This window comes from Micromonospora sp. NPDC049900, assembly GCF_044461025.1.
Classification (GTDB): Bacteria; Actinomycetota; Actinomycetes; order Mycobacteriales; family Micromonosporaceae; genus Micromonospora.
The window spans coordinates 144,668-168,830 of record NZ_JBITKM010000011.1 but is presented as its reverse complement, the minus strand read 5'-3'; the positions used below and the strand labels follow the sequence as shown (position 1 = coordinate 168,830).

Sequence of the window (24,163 nt, the reverse complement as noted above, 5' to 3'; positions counted from 1 at the left end):
GCGCGGACCCGGGGAGGAGTCAACCATGCCCGGTGACGGCGTGATCCTACTACTGTCCACCTCGGACACCGACCTGCTCAGCGCCCGGTCCAGCGGTGCGGCATACCGGCTGGCGAACCCGGCCCGCGTCGGTGAGGAACCGGAGGCGCTGGCCGACCTGACGGCCGGCGTGGACCTCGTGGTGGTCCGCATCCTCGGCGGTTACCGGATGTGGCAGCGTGGTCTGGACACGCTGCTCGGCGGCGACGTGCCGGTGGTCGCGCTCGGCGGTGAACAACTCCCCGACGCCGACCTGATGGCCCGCTCCACGGTGAGCCAGGGCATCGCGGCACAGGCACACGCCTATCTGGCGCAGGGCGGTCCGGACAACCTCCGCGAGCTGCACGCGTTCCTCAGCGACACGGTGCTGCTGACCGGGCACGGTTTCGCGCCGCCGCTCGCGCACCCCGACTGGGGGGTCATGTCGCGTCCGGCACCGACGGTGACCGGGCCGACGGTGGGCATCCTCTACTACCGGGCCCACCAGCTCAGCGGCAACACCGCCTTCGTGGAGGGGCTCTGCGCGGCCGTCGAGCAGGCCGGTGGCGTACCGCTGCCGGTGTTCTGCGCGAGCCTGCGCGCCCCCGAGCCCGGCCTGTTGGAGACGCTCGGCCGGGCGGACGCGCTGCTGGTCACGGTGTTGGCGGCCGGGGGCACCCGGCCGGCGGAGGTGTCCGCCGGGGGTGCCGACGAGGCGTGGGACGTCGGCGCGCTCGCCGAGTTGGACGTGCCGATCCTCCAGGCGCTGGCGCTGACCCAGGACCGGGCGTCCTGGGCGGAGAGTGACGACGGGCTCAGCCCGCTGGACGCGGCCACCCAGGTGGCGGTGCCGGAGTTCGACGGTCGGCTGATCACGGTGCCGTTCTCGTTCAAGGAGACCGACGCCGACGGGCTGCCGCACTACGTCGCCGACCCGGAGCGTGCCCGCCGGGTCGCCGGCATCGCGGTCCGGCACGCACGGCTGCGCCACGTGCCCCCGGCCGAACGACGGATCGCGGTGGTGCTGTCGGCGTACCCGACGAAGCACGCCCGGGTCGGCAACGCGGTCGGTCTGGACACTCCGGCCAGCGCCGTACATCTGCTGCGGACGCTGCGCGGGCGGGGCTACGACGTCGGTCCGGTCGACGGCCCGGACGCGCTGCCCGGTCTGCTGCCCGGCGGTGACGGCCAGGACGCCGACGGGGACCGCCTGATCCACGCCCTGATCGCGGCCGGCGGCCAGGACCCGGAGTGGCTCACCGAGGAGAAGCTGGCCGGTAATCCGGTCCGCGTTCCGGCCGCCACCTACCGCCGCTGGTTCGACGCGCTCCCCGACGACCTGCGGGAGGCGATGACCGAGCACTGGGGTCCGCCGCCCGGTGACCTGTTCGTCGACCGGTCCGCCGACCCGGACGGCGAGATCGTCCTGGCCGGGTTGCGGGCCGGGAACGTGCTGCTGATGATCCAGCCGCCCCGCGGGTTCGGCGAGAACCCGGTCGCCATCTACCACGATCCGGACCTGCCGCCGACGCACCACTACCTGGCCGCCTACCGGTGGCTGGACGAGGAGTTCGGCGCGCACGCCGTGGTGCACCTGGGCAAGCACGGGTCGTTGGAGTGGCTGCCCGGCAAGAACCTCGGCCTCTCCGCGAGCTGCGGGCCGGACGCGGTCCTCGGCGAGCTGCCGCTCATCTATCCGTTCCTGGTCAACGACCCGGGTGAGGGTGCGCAGGCCAAGCGGCGGGCGCACGCCACCATCGTGGACCATCTGGTGCCGCCGATGGCCCGCGCGGAGAGCTACGGCGACATCGCCCGGCTGGAGCAGTTGCTCGACGAGCACGCCAACATCGCCACCATGGACCCGGCCAAGCTGCCGGCCGTACGGGCGCAGATCTGGACGCTCATCCAGGCCGCCCGGCTCGACCACGACCTGGGGATGGAGCAGCGCCCGCACGACGCCGAGTTCGACGACTTCCTGCTGCACGTCGACGGCTGGCTCTGCGAGGTCAAGGACGCGCAGATCCGCGACGGCCTGCACGTGCTCGGGCACGCCCCGACCGGCGAGGCGCGGGTCAACCTGATGCTGGCCATCCTGCGCGCCCGTCAGGTCTTCGGCGGGCAGGCCGACGCCGTGCCCGGTCTGCGGGCCGCGCTCGGCCTCGACGAGGGCGGCGCCGAGCAGACCGCCGAGGTGGACCGGATCGAGGCGGTGGCCCGCCGGCTGGTCGAACAGATGGAGCGGCACGACTGGTCCGTCGAGGCGGTCGACCGGGTACGCGCCGAGGTGCTCGGCGACGACCACCCGCACGGCGCGGAGGTCGGCCGGGTGCTGACGTTCGCCGCCAGCGAGGTCGCGCCGCGCCTGGCCGGCACCACCGGCGAACTCGACGCCGTGCTGCACGCCCTCGACGGCGGCTACGTGCCCGCCGGGCCGAGTGGTTCGCCGCTGCGCGGACTGGTCAACGTACTGCCGACCGGCCGCAACTTCTACACCGTCGACCCCAAGGCGATCCCCAGCCGGTTGGCCTGGGAGACCGGGCAGGCGATGGCCACCAGCCTGCTGGAGCGCTACCGCCGGGACACCGGCGAGTGGCCGCGCTCGGTCGGCCTGTCGGCGTGGGGCACCTCGGCGATGCGGACCTCCGGCGACGACATCGCCGAGGTGTTGGCGCTGATCGGCGCGCAACCGGTCTGGGACCCGGCGTCCCGGCGGGTCACCGGCGTCGAGATCGTCCCGCTGGCCGACCTGGGGCGTCCCCGCATCGACGTCACGCTGCGGATCAGCGGCTTCTTCCGGGACGCCTTCCCGCACGTGGTGCTCCTGCTGGACGACGCGATCCGGGCCGTCGCCGCGCTGGACGAGCCGGACGAGGAGAACTACCTCGCCGCGCACGCCCGCGCCGACGCCGCCCGGCACGGCGACGACCGGCGCGCCACCACCCGCATCTTCGGCTCCAAGCCCGGCGCGTACGGGGCCGGGCTGCTGCCGCTGATCGAGAGCGGGAACTGGCGCGACGACGCCGACCTGGCCGAGGTCTACACCGTGTGGGGTGGCTTCGCGTACGGCCGTGACCTGGACGGGCGGCCCGCGCGGGAGGACATGGAGTCGGCGTACCGGCGGATCGCGGTGGCGGCGAAGAACACCGACACGCGTGAGCACGACATCGCCGACTCCGACGACTACTTCCAGTACCACGGTGGGATGATCGCCACGGTGCGGGCGTTGACCGGGCAGGCGCCCCGGGCGTACATCGGGGACAGCACCACCCCGGACGCCACCCGTACCCGGTCGTTGACCGAGGAGACCGCGCGGGTGTTCCGGGCCCGGGTGGTGAATCCCCGGTGGATCGCGGCGATGCGTCGGCACGGCTACAAGGGCGCGTTCGAGATGACCGCCACCGTGGACTACCTGTTCGGGTACGACGCCACGGCCGGCGTCGTCACCGACTGGATGTACGAGCAGCTCGCGGAGAGCTACGTGCTGGACCCGGAGAACCAGCGGTTCCTGCGCCGGTCGAACCCGTGGGCGCTGCGCGGGATCGTGGAGCGGCTCACCGAGGCCGCCGACCGTGGGCTCTGGGCCAAGCCCGACCCGGCGCTGATGGACGCGCTACGGCAGGCGTACCTGGAGGTCGAGGGCGACCTGGAGGAATCCGGCTGAGTGCTGCCGCCCCGGGGAGACACGCCGGTTCCCCGGGGCGGGTTCAGACGTCGTGTCCGGGGCGGGCGCTGGCGTCGGCGAGCGGGGTGACGTCGGCGAACGCGGCGACCGCACCGATCACGGTGACGGCGGGCGCGCTCAGGTGCCGGGCGGCGGCGACGTCGGCGATGTCGTCCAGCCGGCCCCGCAGTACGCGTTGCCGATCGGTGCCGCCGTTCTCCACGCTGACCGCCGCCGTGGCCGGGTCCATGCCGTGCCGCAGCAGCGCGGCGGTCACCTCGGGCAGCGTCTGCACCGCCATCAGCAGCACGATCGTGGTGCCGGATCGGGCCACCCCGGCCCAGTCGACGGTGCTGCCCGGGTCGTCCGGTGGCAGGTGGGCGGCGAGGACGGTGAAGCCCTGGGTCAGACCGCGATGGGTCACCGGCACACCGGCCAGCTCGGGCACGGCCACCGCGCTGGACACCCCGGGTACCACCTCCACCGGCACCCCGGCGGCCCGGCAGGCCAGCACCTCCTCCATGCCCCGGCCGAAGACGAACGGGTCGCCGCCCTTGAGCCGCACCACCCGGTGTCCGGCCTGGGCCTCGGTGACCAGGATCTGGTTGATCTGCTCCTGGGGGACGAACGCGCCGCGTGGCACCTTCGACACGTCGACGACCCGGACGCCGGGCCGCAGGTCGCGCAGCACCGCGTGCGGCACGAGCCGGTCGGCCACCACCACGTCGGCCTCGGCGAGACGGTCCAGCGCCCGGCGGGTGAGCAGACCCGGATCGCCGGGGCCACCCCCGACCAGGGTGACCCGACCCACGGCGGGCGGATCGGTGGGGGTGGGGCCGGCCGATCCGGGCACACGCGGGGCCGGGATCGCGCCAGCAGAGCCCGCGACGGCCGGGACGACAGTGGGGGTACGGGGTGCCGCGCCGGTGGTGTGCCGGTGCACGGCGGTGGCGAAGCGGGCCGCCAGGCTCGGGTGTCCGGCCCAGTGCACGTGCAGGTAGGAGGCGTGCACGGTGCCGGACACGACGCCGTCGGGCACCGGCGCGGCGGTGCCGTGCGCGGCGGACGGTCGGGGCCGGAACCGCCACGCGGGCGCGGTGTCGGGGTCGGCGTCGACGCGGGTGCGGTGGAACTCGTGGCCGGTGACCTGCTGGTCGGTGTCGGCGAGCACGCTGTCCGTGGCGGCCCGTGCGTCCCGGTAGCCCAGTGTCAGCCGGTCGGTCATCCGGGCGCGCACCGGCAGCACTCCGGTCATCGGCGCGCCGTCGAGGTCGCGGGCCAGGTAGAGCAGCCCGGCGCACTCGGCGACCGTCGGGACGCCGCGCGTGGCGGCGTCGGCCACCGCCCGACGCAGGGACGCGTTCTCGGTCAGTCCGGCGGCGTACACCTCGGGGAAGCCGCCACCGAGGTACAGCCCAGCGGTCTGCTCGGGTAGCCTCGGGTCGTGCAGCGGGTCGACCGGGGCCAGCCGCAGCCCGGCCGCGGTGAGCAGCTCGTCGGTCTCGGCGTACCGGAAGGTGAACGCCGGTCCGGACGCGACCGCGACGGTCCCCTCGACGGTGAGGCCGCCGAGTTCGACCGCCGGGTCCCAGGCCGGGCCGGGCAGCGCGGGTGCCCGGCGGGCCACCGCGACGACCTGGTCGAGGTCGACTCCGGCGGCGACGTGGGCGGCGAGCGCGTCGACGGTGCGCGCGGCGGCGGCGGCCCGCTCGGCGACCGGCACCAGGCCGAGGTGCCGGCTCGGGGTGTCCAGAGTGGCGTCCCGGCCCAGCGCCCCGAGCACCGGCACACCGGTGACGGCCAGCGCGTCGCGGATCTCCGCCTCGTGGGTCACCGAGCCGACCTTGTTGAGGACCACCCCGGCGACGGTGAGCTGCGGGTCGAAGGTGGCGAAGCCGTGCACCAGGGCGGCGATGCTGCGCGAGGCACCGGAGACGTCCACCACGAGCAGCACCGGGGTACGGGTCAGCCGCGCCACGTGGGCGGTGGAGGCGAACCCGGCCCGACCGACCGCGCCGTCGAGCAGACCCATCACGCCCTCGACGATCGCGATGTCGGCGGGGGCCCCGACGGTGGCGCCGTGCCGCAGCAGCGGCAGGATCCGCTGCTCGCCCTGGAGGAACGGGTCGAGGTTGCGACCTCGGCGGCCGGTGGCCAACTCGTGGTAGCCGGGGTCGATGTAGTCCGGGCCGACCTTGTGGCCGCTGACGGTGAGGCCGCGCCGCCGCAGCGCCGCCATCAGGCCGGTGGCCACCGTGGTCTTGCCCTGCCCCGAGGCCGGAGCGGCGACGATCAGCCGGGGCGGGAGGGTCACCATTCGATGCCCCGCTGCCCCTTCTGACCGGAGTCCATCGGGTGTTTGATCTTGGTCATCTCGGTGACCAGGTCCGCCGCGTCCACCAGCCGAGGGTCGGCGTCCCGCCCGGTCACCACCACGTGCTGGCGGCCGGGACGATCCCGCAGCGTCTGCACCACCTCGTCGACGTCCACCCACCCCCACTTCATCGGGTAGGTGAACTCGTCGAGCACGTACAGGTCGTGGGCGGAGGTGGCGAGCCGACGCTTGATCTCAGCCCACCCCTCCGCGGCCTGTGCCGCGTGGTCGCTCTCGGTGCCCTGGGTGCGGCTCCAGCTCCAGCCGGCACCCATCTTGTGCCAGGAGACCGGGCCACCCTGGCCGGTCTGCTCGTGCAGCGTGCCGAGGGCGCGCAGCGCGTGCTCCTCGCCCACGGTCCACTTGGCGCTCTTGACGAACTGGAACACCGCGATCGACCAGCCCTGGTTCCAGCCGCGCAGGGCGAGCCCGAAGGCGGCGGTGGACTTGCCCTTCGACGGTCCGGTGTGGACCATCAGCAGCGGCCGGTTGCGGCGTTGCCGGGTGGTCAGCCCGTCGTCCGGCACGGTGACCGGTTGGCCCTGGGGCATCAGGCGGCCCCCCTGGAGGTGCGGACGGCGGTGTGGGCGCGTACCGCGTCGGTGAGCGCGTCGGCGGCGACCCCCTCCAGCGGCAGGTACTGACCGCCGAGCGTGGTGGCCAGGTCGGCGGCGAGTCGCATGCGTACCCGGCCCTGCTCGCAGTCGACGACCACGGTGCTGGTGCCGGCGGCGGCGAGCAGGCGGGCCGCGTGCCGGGCCCGGCCCACCGCGTCCGGGCCGGTGGTGGCGCGCCCGTCGGTGACCAGCACCAGCAGCGGACGCCGTCGCGGGTCACGGATCCGTTCCACCCGTAGCACCTCGCGGGCGCGCAGCAGCCCCTCCGCCAGCGGGGTGCGGCCTCCGGTCGGCAGCGTGGCCAGCCGGGCGGCGGCCACCTCCACGCTGGCGGTGGGCGGCAGGGCCACCTCGGCGGCGGTGGCGCGGAACGTGACCAGGCCGACCTTGTCCCGGCGCTGGTAGGCGTCGAGCAGCAGGGACAGCACCGCGGCCTTGACCGCGCCGACCCGCTGGCGGGCGCCCATCGAGCCGGAGGCGTCCAGGCAGAACAGGATCAGGTTGCCCTCCCGGCCCTGCCGCACCGGCAACCGCACGTCGCCGGGGTGGACCAGGATGCCGGGACCCTGTCGGCCCCGGGCCCGCTGGTGCGGTGCGGCGGCGTGCAGGGTCGCCACGAGGTGTGGCCGTCCGGTCGTCGCGCCGTCCGGACGCCGGGCGCCGACGGTCCGGCCGGTGGTGGTGCGGGCCGGTGAACGGCGGCCGGCGACACCGAGGCCGCTGCCGGGGACCTGCAACAGCCGGGCCCGGTAGGGCGCGCCGGCCGGTACCGGGGCGGGGACGGTCCGCTCCCCCTCGGTGCCCGGGGCGGGCGGGGTGTCCGGGCGGGAGCGGTACGGGCGCTCGTCGGCCGCGTCGGCCTCCGGGTCCCCCGGGCCGCCACCGTCGGGCGGGCCGTCCGGGTCGTCCGGGCCCGGTGGGCCGTCCGTGGGCGGATCCGGCTCGTCCTCGGGCGGCGCGGGCTCGTCCAGCCCGGCGTCGTGCAGCGCCCGATCGAGGTCGGCGGCGTCCTGCTGCGGCGGATCGAACGGGTTGCGGCGGCGGCGGTGTGGCAGGGCCAGCCGGGCGGCGACCCGGACGTCGCCGACGCTCACCTCGGTGCGCCCGCACCAGGCCGCGTGGGCGATGGCGGTCCGGGCGATGACCAGGTCCGCGCGCATCCCGTCGACCTCGGCGGCGGCACAGAGGGCGGCGATGCGGGTCACCGTCGAGTCGTCGAGGCGTACCGTCGGCAGCAGGTTGCGGGCCCGGGCGACCTGTGCGCCGAGCGCCGCGTCGCCGTCGGCGTACCGGGCGGCGAAACCGTCCGGGTCGGCCTCGTACGCCAGCCGTCGGCGCATCACCTCGGCACGCACCTGCGGGTCCCGGCTGGCGGCGACCTCGACGGTCAGACCGAAGCGGTCCAGCAACTGCGGACGCAGTTCCCCCTCCTCGGGGTTCATGGTGCCCACCAGCACGAACCGGGCCGCGTGGATGACCGAGACGCCGTCGCGCTCCACCGTGGCGCGGCCCATCGCCGCCGCGTCGAGCAGCACGTCCACCAGGTGGTCGTGCAGCAGGTTGACCTCGTCGACGTAGAGCAGGCCACGGTGGGCGGCGGCGAGCAGGCCCGGGTCGTACGCGGTGACGCCCTCGCGCAGCGCCCGTTCCAGATGCAGCGCGCCGAGGAGGCGGTCCTCACCGGCACCGACCGGCAGTTCCACCAACCGGGCCGGACGCGTACGGGCCGGTGGGTCGGCCGGGTGCGGCCCGTCCGGGCAGTCCGGGTCGGGTGCCGCCGGGTCGCAGGAGAAGCGGCAGTCGGTGACCACCTCGACCGGGGGCAGCAGTGCGGTCAGGGCCCGCACGGCGGTCGACTTCGCGGTGCCCTTCTCGCCCCGGACCAGCACACCGCCGATCGCCGGGGAGACCGCGCACAGGTTCAGCGCCAATGCCATGTCGTCCATGCCGACGACGGCGGAGAAGGGGTACGACCGCACGGCCACACCTTTCACCTCGCGCGGGTCCTCGCCCACGACCGGTCACCGACCGCGTCGACACACCGGTCGACGCGGTACGGCGCAGCGAGTGTCTGGCTTCCGGTGGCCGGCGCGGCGCCGGACCGGTCACAGTGGCGGGACCGCCCCGGATTCACCGGCCCCACTCGGGCCGACTCACCGGTGTTCCCCACCGCGCCGTCGTCGCCGATGATGTCACACCGACCCCCCGGGGCGGCAGGGTCGCGCATTGCTGGACTACCGTTGCGCCGCGTGAGGTCCATGACATCCCCGGTCGCCGTGGTCGGCGTCGGCGCGGACGGCTGGGCGGGGCTCGGCGAGCGCGGACGCGACGCGGTGCGGCAGGCAGAGGTGGTGCTGGGCGGGAAGCGGCACCTGGACCTGCTGCCAGCGGGCGTGCCGGCGCAGCGGGTCGCCTGGCCGACCCCGCTGCTGCCCGCCCTGCCCGACCTGCTCGCGACCCACGCCGACCAGCGGATCTGCGTACTGGCCAGCGGCGACCCGATGTGGTTCGGCATCGGCACGCACCTGGTGCGGCTGCTCGGCGCCGACCGGGTGCGCGTGGTCAGCCATCCCTCCTCGATCACGTTGGCGTGCGCGCGGATGGGCTGGCCGGTGGAGCGGGTCACCGTGCGCAGCGCGGTCGGCCGCGACCTGGACGAGGTCCGCCGCGACCTCGCCCCGGGCCGGTTGCTGCTGGTGCTCAGCACCGACGCCGACACTCCCGCCGCGCTGGCCGGGCTGCTCACCGACACCGGGTACGGCGAGAGCGAGCTGACCGTCCTGGCCGCGCTCGGCGCGCAGACGGAGCAGCGGGTCGACGGCCGGGCCGAGGGGTGGGACATCCCACCCGGCGATCCGCTGAACGTGGTCGCCGTGCAGGTCGCCGCCGCGCCCGGCACCCGGGTGCTGTCCACTGTGCCCGGTCTGCCGGACGACGCCTTCGCGCACGACGGTGCGCTGACCAAACGAGAGGCCCGCGCGATGGCTCTGTCCCGGCTCGGCCCCACCTGCGACGACCTGCTCTGGGACGTCGGCGCCGGCAGCGGCAGCGTGGCCGTGGAGTGGCTGCGCAGCGACCCCCGCACGTCGGCGGTGGCGGTGGAGAGCCGCGACGACCGCGCCGACCGGATCGTCGCCAACGCACGTGACCTCGGCGTACCCCGGTTGCGGGTGGTCCGGGGCCGGGCGCCGCAGGCCCTCGCGGAGCTGCCCGCACCCGACGCGGTCTTCGTCGGCGGCGGGCTGACCGCGCCGGGGATCTTCGACGTGGCCTGGGACGCGCTGCGGCCCGGCGGGCGACTCGTCGCCCACGCGGTCACCCTGGAGGGCGAGCGCGAACTCACCGACCAGATGGCCCGGCGCGGTGGGGACCTGACCCGGCTGTCGATCGAACGGGCCGCGCCGCTGGGCGGTTTCACCGGGTGGAAACCCGCCCGCGCGCTGGTGCAGTGGGCGGTGAGCAAGCCGTGACGGTGCACTTCATCGGCGCCGGACCGGGCGCCGCCGACCTGATCACCGTACGCGGGCAGCGCGTCCTGTCCCGCGCCCAGGTCTGCCTGTACGCGGGCAGCCTGGTCCCCGCCGACCTGCTCGCCACCTGCCCGCCCGACGCCCGACTGGTGGACACCGCCGAGCTGACGTTGGACGAGATCGTCGCGGCGATGGTCGAGGCGCACCGCGACGGGCACGACGTGGCCCGCCTCTGCTCCGGTGACCCGGCCGTGTTCAGCGCGGTCGCCGAGCAGACCCGGCGGCTGGACGCGGCCGGGGTGCCGTACGAGATCGTGCCGGGCGTGCCGTCGTACGCGGCGGCGGCGGCCACGTTGCGCCGGGAGCTGACCGTGCCGACCGTCGGGCAGACGGTGATCCTCACCCGTACCCAGGCCCGGTCGACGCCGATGCCGTCCGGGGAGACCCTGGCCGAGCTGAGTCGCAGCCGCGCCACGTTGGTGCTGCACCTGGCGGTGGCCCGGACCCGGCAGATCGCCGGGGAGTTGGTCGGGCACTACGGGTCGGACTGTCCGGTGGCCGTGGTCGCCAACGCCAGCCGCCCCGACGAGGTCGTGCTGCGCGGCACTCTGGCCGACATCGCCGACCAGGTGGAGGCGCACGGCATCCGCCGGACCGCGGTGATCATCGTCGGTGCCGCGCTGGCCGCCGACTCCTTTCCGGACAGTTACCTCTACTCCCCCGGCCGGGACCGCGGCGCCAAGCGTCCGACCGGGCCGACGGGGTGAGCGCGGTGCGGACGATCCTGGTGATCGGCATCGGGGCGGGCGACCCGGGTCAGCTCACCCTGGCCGCGGCCGAGGCGATGCGCCGGGCGGACGTGTTCTTCCTGCTGGACAAGGGCGCGGAGAAGCACGACCTGATCGCGTTGCGGCAGGAGTTGCTGGCCCGTTTCGCCCGGCCGGAGCACCGGGTGGTGGAGGTGCGCGACCCGGACCGGGACCGGAGGGCCGACGGGTACGTCACGGCGGTGGACCAGTGGCGGCGGCACCGCGCCGACCTGCTGGAGGAGGCCGTCGCCGCGCACCTGCCCGACGGGGGCTGCGGCGCGTTCCTGGTCTGGGGCGACCCGGCGCTCTACGACAGCACGCTGGCGGTGGTGGAGGAGATCCAGGCGCGCGGGCGGGTCGCGCTGGAGCACACGGTGGTCCCGGGCGTCAGCAGCGTGGCGACGCTGGCGGCGCGGCACCGCATCGGGCTCAACCGGGTGGGCCGGGCGTTCCTGGTCACCACCGGTCGCCGGTTGGCCGAGCGGTTGCCCTCAGACGTCGACGACATCGTGGTGATGCTGGACGCGAACTGTTCCTTCACCCACTACCTGGACGAGGACTTCGACATCTTCTGGGGCGCCTACCTGGGCACCTCCGACGAGATCCTGGTCGCCGGACGGCTGTCGGAGGTGGCCGAGCGGATCGTGGAGACCCGCCGGGAGGCCCGCCGCCGCAAGGGCTGGATCATGGACACGTACCTGCTGCGTCGCCGGGACCCGGTCGGGGAGGCGTGACCGGGTCGGGGAGGCGTGACCGCCCTGCCCGGCGGGACCGGGACGGCGGGCGTGACCGGGGAGGCGGCGACGGGGCCCGGGCGCGGGTGCGAGGGTGCCTCTCGCCGACCCACGCCCGGGCGGTCACGTCGTCACCGGCGGGTCAGTAGCTGACCGTCGAGGCGGTGGCGGTGTCCGTGACGATCGCGATGCCGGCGCTGGTGCCGAGCAGTTCGGCTCCGGCCCGCAGCAACCCGACGGCCTGCGGGTAGGACTTGATGCTGCCCGACGCCTTCACCCGGCTCCGGCCGGCGGCCCGGGACACCAGGTAGCCGATGCTCTCCGGGTTGGCGACCTCGACGGCGCCGCTGCTGGCGTTCTTCAGGTACGCCGCACCCGCCTCGATGGCCAGCTCGATGGCGGTCTCCCGCTCGGCGGCGGTCAGCAGCGGCAGTTCGAGCATCACCTTGATCGGCACACCGGAGGCGCGGACGACACCGGCGATGTCCTCGCGGAACTCGTCGTACATGCCGCTCTTGAGCCAGCCGACCTGCACGCCGATGTCGATCTGGGCGGCACCGGCGCGGACCAGGCTCTCCGCCTCGAACGCCTTGCCGGCGCTGGTGGTCACGCCGACGGTCGGGAAGTCGAGGGCGGAGGCCACCTGGACGTCGGTGCCGCGGAGCACCTCGGCGACGACCGGCACCCAGGAACCCGGCACCATCGCCGCGTTGAAGCCGTGCGCGAGCGCCTCCTCGGCGTGCTTGATCATGCGGTCCCGGGTGGTGCCCACCTCGATCAGGGTGTGCTGGATGTACGGCGCGAGGGCGGCCGGGGTCAGGTCGGCCGGCAGGGCCGTCGTGGCGGACGTCATGGCGGGGATCTCCTTTGTGCGGACGTGCGGCACCCGGCGGCCGGCGTCGCGCGCCTGGGCCGCCGCAGTGGCGGAACTGGGGATGGTCAGGGACCGGGTGGACGGGAGCGGCACACCGCTCGTCGGGTCACGACCAGTCGATCAACACCTTTCCGACGTGGCCGGCGTCGGCCGCGGCCAGCGCCTCGGCCGCCTGGTCGGCGGGGAAGGGCGGGGCCAGCAGGTGCGCCAGCGCGGGCAGGCCACGGGCGGCGCGGAGCACGGCCGGGAACTCCGGCTGAGTGAAGACCCAGCTACCGAGCACCCGCAACTCCTTGCGGATCACGTCCACGCCGGGGTCGATCTCCATGCTGTTGTTCGCGCCCAGCAGCACCACCGTGCCGTGCGGCCGGGCCAGTTTCATCACCTGCGCCTGGGCGGCCGGGTTCGCCGAGCACTCGAAGACGATCTCCGGCCCGCGCCCCTCGGTGACGGCCGCGACGGTCGCGACCGGGTCCTGCCCGCGCGGGTCGACGACCACCGCGCCGAGCGTCTTGGCCAGGTCCCGCCGCCCCTCGATGGGGTCGACGGCGTAGACCTCGGCCCCGGCGGCCACCGCGAGGGCCACCACGCAGCAACCCACCGGCCCGAGACCGAACACGGCGACCCGGTCGCCGACACCGACGCCGGACTTGCGCACCGCCGAGTACGCGGTGCCGAAGTTGCAGGCGATCAGCGTCGCCAGTCCGTCGCTGACGTCGTCGGGCACCGGCAGGACGCCGGTCGCCGGAGCGGTGACGTACTCCGCGTCGGCGCCGCCCCGGTGGTTGCCGAGCGTCCGCCGGTCGGCGCAGAACATCGGCTCGCCGCTGCGGCAGAAGACGCACTCGTCGCAGCCGGAGTGCTGGTAGACGATCACCCGGGTGCCCTCGGCCGGTCCGGCGCCGGAGGCGGCGGCCACCGCGACCACGCCCACCGCCTCGTGGCCGGGCACGGTGTGCAGGCGGTTGTCGAGTTCGGCCGCCGGCTTGCGGTAGTGCGGCAGGTCGCTGCCGCAGACCGCCGACGACGTCACGCGTACCAGCACCTCGTCGTGGGCCGGCACCGGACGCGGCACACTGCGTACGACCGAGGTGCGGTCACCGGTCAGCATCAGCGCCCGCATCGACGGTTCTTCCGTGGGGTGGGCTTCCATCTCGCGTTCTCCTCGGATGTGGCGTGTCACGCCAGGCCCGCCAGGTCGAGGTACCGGCGGTACAGGGCGTCGTAGACAGGGACGGTGGTGGGGTCGGGCAGGTGACGGCGGGCGGCGGGCCGGGAACCGGCAGCGTGCGCCAGGTCCGGGTACCGGCCGAGACCCACCCAGGCGGAAAGGGCGGCACCACGCAGCGGTGCGGCCTGCGGGTCACCGGTCGGCACCTCGATGGTGCGGCCGGTGACGTCGGCCAGGATCTGGCCGAAGACGTCCGAGCGGGCACCACCGCCGATCGCGGTCAACGTCGGTCCGGCCAACTCCGGCGGCAGGTGCCGCAGCACGTCACGGACCTGGAGCGCGATGCCCTCCATGGTGGCGCGCACGAGGGCGCCCGGTCCGTGGGTGAAGTCGAGGCCGTCGATCCGGCCACCGGTCGCCGTCCAGTGCGGGGTGCCGACGCCGGCCATGGTGGGCGCGAAGAGCAGGCCGCGTGCGCCGGGTTCGACCTGCCGGGCGTCGGCCGACATCCGCTCGTACGCCGTGTCGTCGTCGCCGTAGCGCAGCAGATCCCGCAGCCAGCGCAGGGCCGACCCGCAGGCCGGGATGGTGCCCTCGACCGAGACGCAGCCCGCGACGACGTGGGCGGCGCGGACGAACCCGGCGGGGTCGGCCGCGTCACCGACGGCGGCCGGGAAGACCATCGTCGCCGAGGTGCCGAGGTTGACGGTGGCCGCGCCGGGACGGACCCCGCCGCCACCGGCCGCCGAGCACTGCTGGTCGCCGCCGCCCACGTACACGGGCAACCCGCGCGGCAGGCCGGTCCGATCGGCGACCTCGTCGCGCAGGCCACCGGCGACGTCGGTGGCCGCGCGCAGCTCCGGCAGCCGGTCACCGTCGAGGTCGAACGCCGCCAGCAGGTCGGCGCTCCACTGCCCGGTGTGCAGGTCCAGCAGGCCGTACCAGGAGGCGCAACTGCGGTCGACCTGCGGTCGGCCGCCGGTCAGCCGCGCCAGCAGCCACTCCTGGACGCCGACGAAGAAGGACGACGCGGCGTACGCCTCGGGGGCGTGTGCCCGCAGCCAGACCAGGGTGGCCAGGGCCGGCATGGTGCTCAACGGCATCCCCGACACCCGGCTGTAGGTCTGCGCGTCGACGGCCGCCCGCAGGGCGTCCAGCTCGCTGGCACCCCGCTGGTCCATCCAGAGCACGAGCGGGGTGACCGGCCGCAGGTCGTCGTCGAGTCCGGCGACGGAGGCCCGCTGGGTGGCCAGGGTCAGCGCGACCACCCGATGCCCGGCCCGGTCGGCCACGGCCCGTACGGCGCGCAGCTCCCCGACGGTCGCCTCCCACATCGCCGGCAGGGACTGCTCGGCCCGTCCCGGCTGCGGGTGGTCGACGGCCAGGTCGCGGCTGTGCTGGCCGCGCACCTCGCCGTGCTCGTCGACCAGGGCGCAGCGGATCCCGGTGGTGCCGGCGTCGACCACGCACACGACGTCGGTCATCCCTTGACCGCCCCGAAGCTCATGCCGGTGACGAGCTGCTTCTGCGACAGGAACAGCACGACGGCGACGGGCAGCACGGCCAGCGTGCCGGCGGCCATCATCGGGCCGATCGCCACCGACTGGAACTGCATGAACCCGAGCATCGCCACCGAGACCGTCTTCGCCTCGCCGCTGGCCAGGGTCAGCGCGAAGACGAACTCGTTCCAGGAGAAGATGAAGTTCAGCACCGCCGCCGCGGCGACGCCGTTGCGCACCATCGGCCACGCCACGCTGACGAACTTGCGGGTCTCCGAGCAGCCGTCCAGGTCGGCGGCCTCGAAGACCGCCGCCGGCAGGTCGGCGAAGAAGCTGCGCAGCAGGAAGAACGTCACCGCGAGGTTGACCACCGTGTGCATCACGGTCAGCGCCCACACCGTGTCGATGCCGCCGAGCTGGCGGAACAGCACGAAGTACGGGATGACCACGACGACGGCGGGCAGCATCCGGGTGGACAGCACCCAGAACTCGAAGTCGGCGCGGCCCCGGAACTTCATCCGGGCGCAGGCGTACGCGGCCGGGGTGGCGGCGGCGATGGCGATCGCCGAGGAGACCACGGCGACCAGGACGGAGCGGCCGATCGCCGCCATGAAGTCCGCGTCGCCGAACAGGTCGACGAAGTTGAACATGTAGAGCGGGGCCAGCCAGTCCGGTGCGCCACCACGGATGTCGCTGGGGGCGGCGAAGCCGACGCGGAGCATGAAGGCGAACGGCAGGACCGACCAGAGGATGAGACCCCAGATCGCCACGGTCCGCAGGACCCGGCCTTTGCGCGTCTCGTGCACTAGTGCTCCAACCGTTGCAGCGCGGGCGCGGCGAACCGCTTGCCGAGGATGAAGAGGACGACGAGCAGCAGCAGGCCGAGCGCGGACGCCTCGCCGATGTGCAGGTCGTTGAAGGCGGTCCGGTAGATGCGCACGACGAGCGTCTCGGTCGCCGCGCCCGGTCCTCCCCCGGTGATGATCCAGATCGAGTCGAAGGTGCGGATCGCGTCGATCGCGCGGATCGTCACGACGAAGGCCACCAGTGGCTTGAGCATCGGCAGCGCGATGCGGACCAGCCGCTGCACGGCGTTCGCGCCGTCCAGGGCGCCCGCCTCGAAGGTCTCGTCCGGCAGCGACTTGAGCCCGGCGAGCATGACCAGGGTGATGAACGGCGCCCACTGCCAGATGTCGACCACCACGAGGGCCACCACGGCCAGCATCGGCTCGGAGGTCCAGCCCGGGGTGGGCAGTCCGAGCGCGCCCAGGGTGGCGTTGATCTGCCCGCCGTCCGGGTTGAGCATCAACCGCCAGGACAGGTACGCCGCCACCGGAGTGGCGCCGAAGGGGAGCACCAGCAGAGCCAGGTAGAGCCGACTGCCGCGCAGTGGCCGCCAGAGCAGCGAGGCCGCGAGCGTACCCAGGACGAACTCGGCGACCACCGCGACGACCACCATGCCGACGGTGAGCAGCACCGCCCGCAGCAGACCGGGCTCGGAGAGCGCGTCGGCGAAGTTGGCCAGGCCCGCGAACCCCTGCTCGTCGGGGCGGGTCAGGTCGTTGCGTCGCAGCGACCCGACCAGCACCGACACGAACGGGTAGAGCGTGAACGCGAGCAGCAGCACCGTCATCGGCGCGAGCATGCCGACCAGGAAGAGTCGCCGGCCCCGGTCCTCGCGGGGGCGGCGCGGCGGGCCACCGGTGGTACCCGGACGCGTCGGCGGCGTCGGGTCGGCGGCCTGCCGCGCGAGCACGGCTGTTCGATCTGCGGACATCACAACCTCGTTCGGCCTTGACTGCTCCGGCAGTCGTGCACGGCGGTGGGGGTGGAGCGGGGCGTCATCGGCCGGCCCGGGCCATCGCTGCCGCCGCGTCCGACATGGCCCGCTTCGGGTCCTTGCCGTCCACCAGCACCTTGATCAGTTCGAGGGAGAGCGCGTCGGCCTCGCTCGGGAAGGTCGGCCGCGCGTACGGCACCCGCTCCGGCGCGACGGCCTGGAGGTTGGCGACGATCTCCTGCGACATGTCGCCCGGGTAGAAGGCGAGGAAGTCCTTGTTCGACCAGACCGACTCGCGGGCCGACGGGCTGCCCGACTCGGAGCTGACCGCGGTGGCGGTCTCCTTGCTCATCGCCCAGGCGTAGAAGAGCGCCGCCTGCTCCTTCTTGCGCGACGCCTTCGGGATGCCGGCCATCCAGTACCAGTAGTTCGGTGCGGCCGGGGCGGCGGCGCTGCCGGGCCAGCGCGACACCGCGATCTGCTCGGTGTGCTGGCTGCTGCTCTTGTCCAGCACCACCGACAGCAGTCCGCTGGCGTCGGTGTAGAGAGCCGCCCGGCCCTCGTTGACCGAGCCGGTGGCCTCCAGCCAGCTCATGTTCGACGCGCCCTTCGGGCCGTACCGGTTGAGCAGTTGCTGCACGTACAGCTCGGTCGCGGCGACCGCCTCGGGGCTGTCCACCGCCGGGGTGTTGCCGGCGTAGAACTCGCCGCCCTGGGTGAGGAAGTAGTTGGTCCAGGTCCAGACGATGTCGAGACCGCGCCGGCCCCGCCCGGCGAACGGGCGCTCCATGCTCGCGGCGAGCTTCGCGCTGGCGTCGACCAGGCTCTCCTGGGTGGGAAAGCCGGTGATCCCGGCCTGCGATGCCAGGTCCTTGCGGTAGATCACCACGCCCGCCTCGGCCGACAGCGGCAACGCCATCAGCTCACCGTTGAGGCTGCTGGCCCGGCGGGCCGGCTCGAAGAAGTCGTTCGGGTCGAACCAGCCGGTGTTGACCAGGTCGCCGCCGCCGAAGTACTTGTCCAGCGGCTCCAGCCAACCCGCGTTCATGTACTGCCCGGCCTGCAGGTTGCCGACCATCAGGGCGTCGTAGGTGGTGGCGCCGGAGGAGAGGGCCACCAGCGCCTGCTGGTAGTAGCTGTCCTCGGAGAGCGTGTTGGCCTTGAGCTTCATGCCGGTGAGCGACTCGAACTCGGCGAACCGCTTGCTGACCGCGGAGGTCCACCAGTGCTCGCAGAGCAGGAGGTTGAGCGTCTCGCCCTTGAAGCGGTCCCAGGACATGCCGGAGCCGCTGAACGTCTCGCTGGCCGCCGCGGCGTTCGCGGGGCCGTTGTCGCCCTCGCGGCCGGCGCAGGCGCCGAGCGCCACGGCGCCGCCGATCCCGAGCGCGCCGGTCAGCAGGCCGCGCCTGGACAGCCGGAAGGGAGCCTCGTTGCGCATGATGTCTCCTCAGGGCAGCGTGCGACGACGGCGGTGGCGAACCACCGTCGGCACGGGTGGGGGTGGGGTGTGGAGGGGGAAGGACGTGGGTGGGGCGGGGCGTCCTACCGTTTGATCCAGGAGGAGATCCGTACGCGGTCGCCGCGTACCCAGACGTCGGAGTACTCGACCGAGTCTCCGTCGGCCTGGTAGGAGATCTGCTCGAGGTAGAGGACGGGGACCCCGGGACGCAGCGACATCGCGGTGCTGACGTCGTCGTCGGGAAGTATCGCGGAGAAGGTACGCCGGACCGAGTCGACGGTCACGCCGTAGTCGTGTTCCAGCACTCCGAACAGTGACCGCTCCTGGAGGACCTGCGGTGACAGGTCCGGACACAGGGCGGTGGGCAGGTAGTTGTCCAGCAGGTAGACCACCTCGCCGCCGACCGATCGGGTCCGGCGGATGGCCAACACGCTGAGGTCGTCGGCACGCAGGCCGAGGTGGGCGGCGATGTGCGAGGGGGCCTGGACGACGCGGGCGGAGAGCACCTGCGTGTGGTACTCGACGCCCTCCCGGTCCAGGCTCTGCGCGGTGGAGATCAGCTCCTGGGCGAACTCCTGCTCCAGCATCTGTCCCCGGACGAAGGTGCCCTTGCCCCGGGTCTGCTTGAGCAGGCCGGCCTCGATCAGCGTACGGATGGCCCGGCGGACCGTGCCCCGGGATACGTTCAGCGCGGCGGCCAGCTCGGGTTCGGCGGGGAGCTTCAGGTGTTCCGGCCACTCCCCCGACTCGATGCGCTGCCGCATGAGTTGCGAGATCTGCTCGTGCAGCGCCTCGGCCTCGGCGGGCGAGACCTGTCGGGTGAGTGCCCTGAGGGCGGCGGGGTTCAGTTCCTGGGTCGTCGCCACGCCTGCTCCTCGTCGCTTGTTCAGTGATGTCCGCATTAGTCTGTGGACATCACTGAACATAGGGCTGGTCGATCACGGCGTCAAGCCCCTGACCTCAGGAAACTTGGCGCGGGTCAACTCACCCCACGACCGCGCAGTGATGCACGACGACGGACGGGGTGCCGGCCGATGGCCGACACCCCGTCACGGTCGATCACGTCAACTCGCGGAGCAACTCGCGGTCGGCGTGGTGTTGTTGCCGTTCTTGTAGAGCGTGACGCCGAAGTTGTTGCCATTGCCGTTCGGCCGCGCGGTGAGCGTGCCACTGGAGCCGCTGATCGACGCGTTCCAACTGTTCTGCACGCTCTGGCCGCCGTTGGTGCGGATGGAGACGGTCCAGTTGTTGCTGCCGCTGACCGAGAAGTTCACGTTGAACCGGTCGCTCCAGTCCTCGGCCCGGCTCACGCTGACCGAGCAGCCGCCGTTGCCGGGCGGCGGGGTGGTGGGGTTGGTGGTGCCCCCACTGTTCACCGTGATGTTGGAGCTACCGCTGCTCTGGTACCCCTCGGTGGCCATGATCTGGTAGTAGTGGTTGCCCAGGTTCATGCCCCGGGCGGCCCACGCGTCGAAGTGGTTGCCGGTGGTGATGGTGCCGCCGACCCGCTTCGACGTCCGGACGCTCCAGTACTGGTAGAAGGTCTGCGTACCGTCGATCGACGGCTGGTTGACCCGCTGGGTGCGGTAGATGTCGTACGTACCGCCGTCGGTGTTGATCGTGCCCATGGAGTTGGCGCCCGGCGGACGCCAGCTACCCCAACTGTCCACGATGTAGTACTCGACCAGCGGGCTACGGGTCCAGCCGTACAGGGTCAGGTACGAGTTGCCGTTCGGGTTGAAGGTGCCCGAGTAGGTCACGTTGCGCCGCGTACCCGGGTTCCAGCCCTTGCCGGCGACGAAGTTGTTGACGTTGCTCCACTGGGTGCTGTACTGACCGCCGTTGCCCATCGTCATGGAGACGTTGCCGCTGTCCTTCCAGAACGAGAAGAAGAACCCGTTGTGGTTCCCCTCCTGGTTGGAGGTCACGGTCTGGGCGTGGGCGGGGCCTGTCGTGATCGCCACGGTTCCGGTCGTGATCAGCGCCACGGCACAGGCCGCGCCGATCAGCGACCGGAGGGGTCTGCGGCGTCTCGGTTGCACGAGGCCGTCGGGCATGCTTCCTCCTCGGGACGGCTGGCCGGAGGCCAGCGGTGCGTACGCGCCGACCGCCGCTCGGCGGCCCGGGCGACCGCCGTCGACGGTCGGCGCGTATCGCATTCGGTGGTGGTGGGGTACCGGTCGTGCCGCACGGTGACCGGCGGAACTGGTGGCGAGGTCGACGATGATTGAGCTGCGTCGATGGCCAACAGTATTGGCCGTTTTCCCTGGACACGTCAACAACTTCCGGAAACACTCCCGACATCTCCGGCCCGCCGGAACTACCGCCCACCGCGATGTTGATCCTGTTCAGCGCTATCGAGAGTGCGTCACCTGGGTGAATATAGACCGCAACTATCGGTGTCGCCCCGGACACGCCCAGCCCCTGCCGTCGGAAGTTCCAGTGGGTTTCCGGACGACGAGCGGGCACCGGGCGGGGTACATGTCGTGCATGGTCGACCTCGGGTACACCGTGCTCTGTCCGGAACTGCGCGGCTATGGGCAGTCCGGCAGGGTGCCGAACCGGCCCGACCACTCCCCGCAGCCGTGTGGCGTCGGTGGGCCGACGACCTGCGCGGGCACCCGATCGAGTCCGGCCATCACGTGGCCGAGGAGAACCCGGTCGCGCTGACCGGGGCGCTGCACCGCCTCCTCGACAGACCGGCGTCTACCCGGAGCGACGCAGGTCGGCGAGTCGGCGGCGGGCGCCCTCGGCGGCCGGATCACCCAGGTCGTCGAAGATGGCGGCGGCCAGTCGCCAGGCCGCCTCCGCCCCGTCGAGGTCGTCCATGGCGGCGCGGGTGTCGCCGAGGCGGGTGAGGGTCTCCGCCTGGTGATAGCGGTCGGCCGAGTCGCGGAACAACTCGATGGACTGCTCGTAGCAGGTCACCGCCGACCGGTACTCCCCCAGACCGTGGTAGGCGAAGCCCAGGCTGTCCAGCGTCGCCGCCTGCCCGTTGCGGTCGTCGATCAACCGTTGCTGGGCGAGCGCCTCGGTGCAGTCCGCGATGGCCTGCCGATGGTTGCCCAACACGGCGTGCAGGTAGCCGATCGCGTTCAGCGCCCGCCCCTCGCCCGCCCGGTTGCCGACGAGCCGGTAGAGCCGCAACGCCTCGTGGGCGTGCGTCAACGCCTCGTCCCGTCGGCCGAGCACGAAGCAGTGCTCGGTGTAGTTGTGCAGCGTCTGCGCCAGTCCGTCCTGGTCGCCGAGCTTCTCGTACAACGTGATCGCGCGCTGGAGGCGGTCACCGGCGGTGTCGTACTCGCCCAACCGGTAGGCGGCCCGGCCGAGCAGGCGGTTGGCGGTGGCCTGCGCCTCCAGGTCACCGAGACGTTCCGCCGACTCCAACGCGGCCTGCTGGGCGGTCGACTGGTCCTGCCAGAGCCCGCCCGGCGCGAGGAACGTGGTCAGCGCCCAGGCCAGCCGCCAGGCGTACGCGTCGAAACCGGTGGCGGTGGCCTGCCGGACCACCCGGAGCAGCACGTGCCGTTCGGCGGTGAACCAGGCCAGCGCGGCGTCCTGGTCGACCATCGGCACGCGGACGTTGCCGGGTAACGCCGGCAGCGCGGTGACCGGCGGCCACTGCGGCTGCACCAGGCGACCGGCCGGTTCGGCGCTGTGCAGGTAGTGGTCGTACAACCGGCGATGGGCCGCCCACCGCTGGTCGGCCGGCTCGTCCGCCTGGGCCAGCTCAGCGGCGTACGAGCGCAGCAGGTCGTGGAAGGCGTACCGGTCGGGACGGTGCTCGGTCAGCAGGTGCAGCCGGGTCAGCTCGGTGAGCACCGGGGCGACCGCGACGCGCGGCCAGCCGAGCAGCGCGGCGGCGGCGAAGCCGCTCAGTTCCGGCCCCGGGTGCAGCCCGAGCAACCGGAACAGGCGTGCCGCGTCCGGGCTCAGCGCCTCGTACGACCAGGAGAACACCCGCCGCACGTCGCCGTCGGCGAGCACCGCGAGCCGGGTCTCCGGGGCCCGCAGCTCGGCGACGACCGCCTCCAGCGGGAACGTGGGCCGGGTGGCGACCCGGGCCGCCACGATGGACAACGCGAGCGGAAGCCGACCGGCCGCTTCGATCATCTCGGCCACGGCGGCCGGTTCGGCGTCCAGGCGGCTGCCGTCGATCCGGCTCCGCAGCAGGTGCGTCGACTCGGAGTCGGTCAGCACGTCGAGGGTCAGCAGGCGGGCGCCCTCGGCGGCGACCAACGTGCTGAGCTGGTCCCGGCTGGTCACCACCACGGCGCAGCGGCCCCCGCCCGGCAGGAGCGGGCGCACCTGGTCGGCGTCGCGGGCGTTGTCGAGCACGATGAGCATCTCGCGGTCGGCCAGCAGGCTGCGGTACAGGCCGGTGCGGGCGTGCCGGCTGCTGGGTATGCGGGCCAACGGTACGTCCAGCGCCTCCAGGAAGCCGAGCAGGGCGTCGGCCGGGGAGACCGCCTCGCCCTCGTCGTAGCCGCGCAGGTTGACGTAGAGCTGCCCGTCGGGGAAGCGGTCGGCGACCCGGTGCGCCCAGTGCAACGCCAGCGTGGTCTTGCCGACCCCGGCCATCCCGCACACCACGGTGACGACCACGGAGGTCGGTCCGCCGCCCGGGTGCCCGACGACCGCGTCGAGCCGGGCGAGTTGCTCCCGACGACCGACGAAGTCCGGCGTGGTGATCGGCAACTGCGCCGGACGGGTCCGGACGGCGGCGGGCGCGGCCCGGGCGGGCGGTGGCGGGCCGGGCGGCGGGCAGCGGTGGTGCAGGATGTCGTCGTACAGGCGGGTCAGCTCGGGCCCCGGGTCCATCCCGGTCTCCTCGGCGAGCACCTGTCGGGCCTGCCGGAAGGCCGCCGTCGCCCCGGCCACGTCCCCGCTGTGGTACAGGCCGGTCATCAGGTGCGCCCAGGCGCGCTGCCGCAGCGGATGCCGTTCGAGCAGGGCCCGGAGTCGGGGGATCACCTGCGCCGCCGCACCCAGCGCGAGTCGGGTGCCGGCGTGGTCCTCCTCGGCCAGCAGACGCCGCTCGGCCACCTGCCCGACCCAGCGCGACAGTGCCCGGGGCAGCGGCAGTCCGGCCAGGACGGGCCCGCGCCACAGCGCCAGTGCCTGCGCCAGCTCGGCCTCGGCGCGTACCGGGTCACCGCTGGTCGCGGCGGTGCGCCCGCGCGCCACGGCGGCGTCGAAGCGGTCCAGGTCGCGGTCGTCCGGCTCGACCCGCAGCAGATAGCCCCCGGCGGTGGTGACGATCCGTCCGTCGCAGTCGATCGCCTGCCGCAGCCCGCGCACGTAGGTGCGGATGTTGGCCCCGGCGGAGGCCGGCGGCTGGTCGCCCCAGAGCAGGTTCACCAGTTCGTCGGCGGGTACGGCCTCACCGGGGCGGGTCAGCAGCAGGGCCAGCAGCAGCCGTTGTTTGACCGAGCCGAGGTCGACCGGGTGCCCGTCCCGGGACACCGACAACGGGCCGAGAAGGTCGAAGCGGAGAAGCATCAGTCACCTCAGCCGACGGCCGGAGCCATTGGACCGGACACCATCCGAACCGCGTCGTCGCGCGGCCGGACCGGCCGACCGCCAGGAGTCGAGGACAATTCATTTGTACGCCAGTTGTGCGCGACGGATACGTCGGAGACCGTACCATCGGCCGCCAATCGATGATCTTTCCAAACGGTGGCGGTCGAGGTGCGC

General features: G+C 73.4%; 16 protein-coding genes, 1 pseudogene and 1 riboswitch. Of the genes and pseudogenes, 4 read left to right on the top strand and 13 right to left on the bottom strand.

The features are described from left to right. Positions 1-40: 40 nt before the first annotated feature. Entirely contained in the window at positions 41-3,679 is a 3,639-nt protein-coding gene (gene cobN, locus ACIBMZ_RS22750) for a cobaltochelatase subunit CobN (RefSeq protein ID WP_396696876.1), read from the top strand. Positions 3,680-3,722: 43 nt separating this feature from the next. On the opposite strand, the gene cobA is transcribed toward cobN, so the two are convergent. The 4 genes and pseudogenes from cobA to ACIBMZ_RS22730 form a co-directional block, all read right to left on the bottom strand. Continuing rightward, complete coding sequence (gene cobA / locus ACIBMZ_RS22745) at positions 3,723-4,490, bottom strand: uroporphyrinogen-III C-methyltransferase (RefSeq protein ID WP_396696936.1); 768 nt, start codon at positions 4,488-4,490, stop codon at positions 3,723-3,725. Positions 4,491-4,613: 123 nt separating this feature from the next. Next, a pseudogene (locus ACIBMZ_RS22740) lies at positions 4,614-5,996 on the bottom strand (cobyrinate a,c-diamide synthase); the annotation flags it as partial. Further along, positions 5,990-6,604 carry a cob(I)yrinic acid a,c-diamide adenosyltransferase gene (cobO, locus tag ACIBMZ_RS22735; RefSeq protein WP_396696874.1) on the bottom strand — a complete coding sequence of 205 codons (615 nt, stop codon included), beginning with the start codon at positions 6,602-6,604 and terminating at the stop codon, positions 5,990-5,992. The pseudogene ACIBMZ_RS22740 and the gene cobO, both read right to left, overlap by 7 nt. Then, positions 6,604-8,616 carry a magnesium chelatase subunit D family protein gene (locus ACIBMZ_RS22730; protein ID WP_396696934.1) on the bottom strand — a complete coding sequence of 671 codons (2,013 nt, stop codon included), beginning with the start codon at positions 8,614-8,616 and terminating at the stop codon, positions 6,604-6,606. The genes cobO and ACIBMZ_RS22730 overlap by 1 nt, the downstream gene beginning before the upstream one ends. A gap of 119 nt (positions 8,617-8,735) precedes the next feature. Beyond that, positions 8,736-8,839, bottom strand: a riboswitch (cobalamin riboswitch). A gap of 89 nt (positions 8,840-8,928) precedes the next feature. On the opposite strand from ACIBMZ_RS22730, the gene cbiE reads away from it, so the two are divergent. From cbiE to cobF, 3 genes are read left to right on the top strand one after another with little or no spacing between them, the layout of a single operon-like run. Beyond that, entirely contained in the window at positions 8,929-10,140 is a 1,212-nt protein-coding gene (gene cbiE, locus ACIBMZ_RS22725; protein ID WP_396696932.1) for a precorrin-6y C5,15-methyltransferase (decarboxylating) subunit CbiE, read from the top strand. Continuing rightward, complete coding sequence (gene cobM, locus ACIBMZ_RS22720) at positions 10,137-10,907, top strand: precorrin-4 C(11)-methyltransferase (protein WP_396696872.1); 771 nt, start codon at positions 10,137-10,139, stop codon at positions 10,905-10,907. The genes cbiE and cobM overlap by 4 nt, the downstream gene beginning before the upstream one ends. 5 nt (positions 10,908-10,912) lie before the next feature. Next, positions 10,913-11,683, top strand: coding sequence for a precorrin-6A synthase (deacetylating) (gene cobF / locus ACIBMZ_RS22715; protein ID WP_396696870.1), 771 nt, complete (start codon positions 10,913-10,915; stop codon positions 11,681-11,683). A 142-nt stretch (positions 11,684-11,825) separates the two neighbouring features. On the opposite strand, the gene deoC is transcribed toward cobF, so the two are convergent. The 9 genes from deoC to ACIBMZ_RS22670 all read right to left on the bottom strand — a co-directional run bounded on the left by deoC (position 11,826) and on the right by ACIBMZ_RS22670 (position 23,968). After that, positions 11,826-12,536: a deoxyribose-phosphate aldolase gene (deoC, locus tag ACIBMZ_RS22710; protein WP_396696869.1), complete on the bottom strand. Its 711-nt coding sequence runs from the start codon at positions 12,534-12,536 to the stop codon at positions 11,826-11,828. Positions 12,537-12,663: 127 nt separating this feature from the next. After that, positions 12,664-13,710, bottom strand: coding sequence for a zinc-binding dehydrogenase (locus ACIBMZ_RS22705; protein ID WP_396696867.1), 1,047 nt, complete (start codon positions 13,708-13,710; stop codon positions 12,664-12,666). 26 nt (positions 13,711-13,736) lie between these two features. Beyond that, positions 13,737-15,212, bottom strand: coding sequence for an FGGY-family carbohydrate kinase (locus tag ACIBMZ_RS22700; RefSeq protein WP_396696865.1), 1,476 nt, complete (start codon positions 15,210-15,212; stop codon positions 13,737-13,739). Continuing rightward, positions 15,209-16,033, bottom strand: coding sequence for a carbohydrate ABC transporter permease (locus ACIBMZ_RS22695; protein ID WP_396696863.1), 825 nt, complete (start codon positions 16,031-16,033; stop codon positions 15,209-15,211). Before ACIBMZ_RS22695 ends, ACIBMZ_RS22700 begins: the two co-directional genes overlap by 4 nt. Next, entirely contained in the window at positions 16,033-17,004 is a 972-nt protein-coding gene (locus ACIBMZ_RS22690) for a carbohydrate ABC transporter permease (RefSeq protein WP_396696861.1), read from the bottom strand. The genes ACIBMZ_RS22695 and ACIBMZ_RS22690 overlap by 1 nt, the downstream gene beginning before the upstream one ends. Positions 17,005-17,068: 64 nt before the next feature. Then, complete coding sequence (locus tag ACIBMZ_RS22685; protein ID WP_396696859.1) at positions 17,069-18,445, bottom strand: ABC transporter substrate-binding protein; 1,377 nt, start codon at positions 18,443-18,445, stop codon at positions 17,069-17,071. Positions 18,446-18,549: 104 nt separating this feature from the next. Next, a complete protein-coding gene (locus ACIBMZ_RS22680) occupies positions 18,550-19,332 on the bottom strand; it encodes a GntR family transcriptional regulator (RefSeq protein ID WP_396696857.1) in 783 nt (260 codons plus the stop codon). Positions 19,333-19,530: 198 nt separating this feature from the next. Next, the gene (locus tag ACIBMZ_RS22675; RefSeq protein WP_396696856.1) at positions 19,531-20,523 is read right to left on the bottom strand and encodes a glycoside hydrolase family 11 protein; all 993 of its coding nucleotides are present in this window, start codon (positions 20,521-20,523) and stop codon (positions 19,531-19,533) included. Between the two features lie 649 nt (positions 20,524-21,172). Next, on the bottom strand, positions 21,173-23,968 hold the full coding sequence (locus ACIBMZ_RS22670) for an AfsR/SARP family transcriptional regulator (RefSeq protein ID WP_396696854.1): 2,796 nt from the start codon (positions 23,966-23,968) through the stop codon (positions 21,173-21,175). Between the last annotated feature and the right edge of the window lie 195 nt (positions 23,969-24,163).

What these genes read in the sequence shown, in the direction of transcription:
- cbiE (WP_396696932.1), top strand. Translation starts at nt 8,929, where the DNA reads ATGACATCCCCGGTCGCCGTGGTCGGCGTCGGCGCGGACGGCTGGGCG.
- ACIBMZ_RS22730 (WP_396696934.1), bottom strand. Translation starts at nt 8,616, where the DNA reads ATGGACGACATGGCATTGGCGCTGAACCTGTGCGCGGTCTCCCCGGCG.
- deoC (WP_396696869.1), bottom strand. Translation starts at nt 12,536, where the DNA reads ATGACGTCCGCCACGACGGCCCTGCCGGCCGACCTGACCCCGGCCGCC.
- ACIBMZ_RS22690 (WP_396696861.1), bottom strand. Translation starts at nt 17,004, where the DNA reads ATGTCCGCAGATCGAACAGCCGTGCTCGCGCGGCAGGCCGCCGACCCG.
- cobO (WP_396696874.1), bottom strand. Translation starts at nt 6,604, where the DNA reads ATGCCCCAGGGCCAACCGGTCACCGTGCCGGACGACGGGCTGACCACC.
- ACIBMZ_RS22685 (WP_396696859.1), bottom strand. Translation starts at nt 18,445, where the DNA reads ATGCGCAACGAGGCTCCCTTCCGGCTGTCCAGGCGCGGCCTGCTGACC.
- ACIBMZ_RS22670 (WP_396696854.1), bottom strand. Translation starts at nt 23,968, where the DNA reads ATGCTTCTCCGCTTCGACCTTCTCGGCCCGTTGTCGGTGTCCCGGGAC.
- ACIBMZ_RS22705 (WP_396696867.1), bottom strand. Translation starts at nt 13,710, where the DNA reads ATGGAAGCCCACCCCACGGAAGAACCGTCGATGCGGGCGCTGATGCTG.
- ACIBMZ_RS22700 (WP_396696865.1), bottom strand. Translation starts at nt 15,212, where the DNA reads ATGACCGACGTCGTGTGCGTGGTCGACGCCGGCACCACCGGGATCCGC.
- ACIBMZ_RS22675 (WP_396696856.1), bottom strand. Translation starts at nt 20,523, where the DNA reads ATGCCCGACGGCCTCGTGCAACCGAGACGCCGCAGACCCCTCCGGTCG.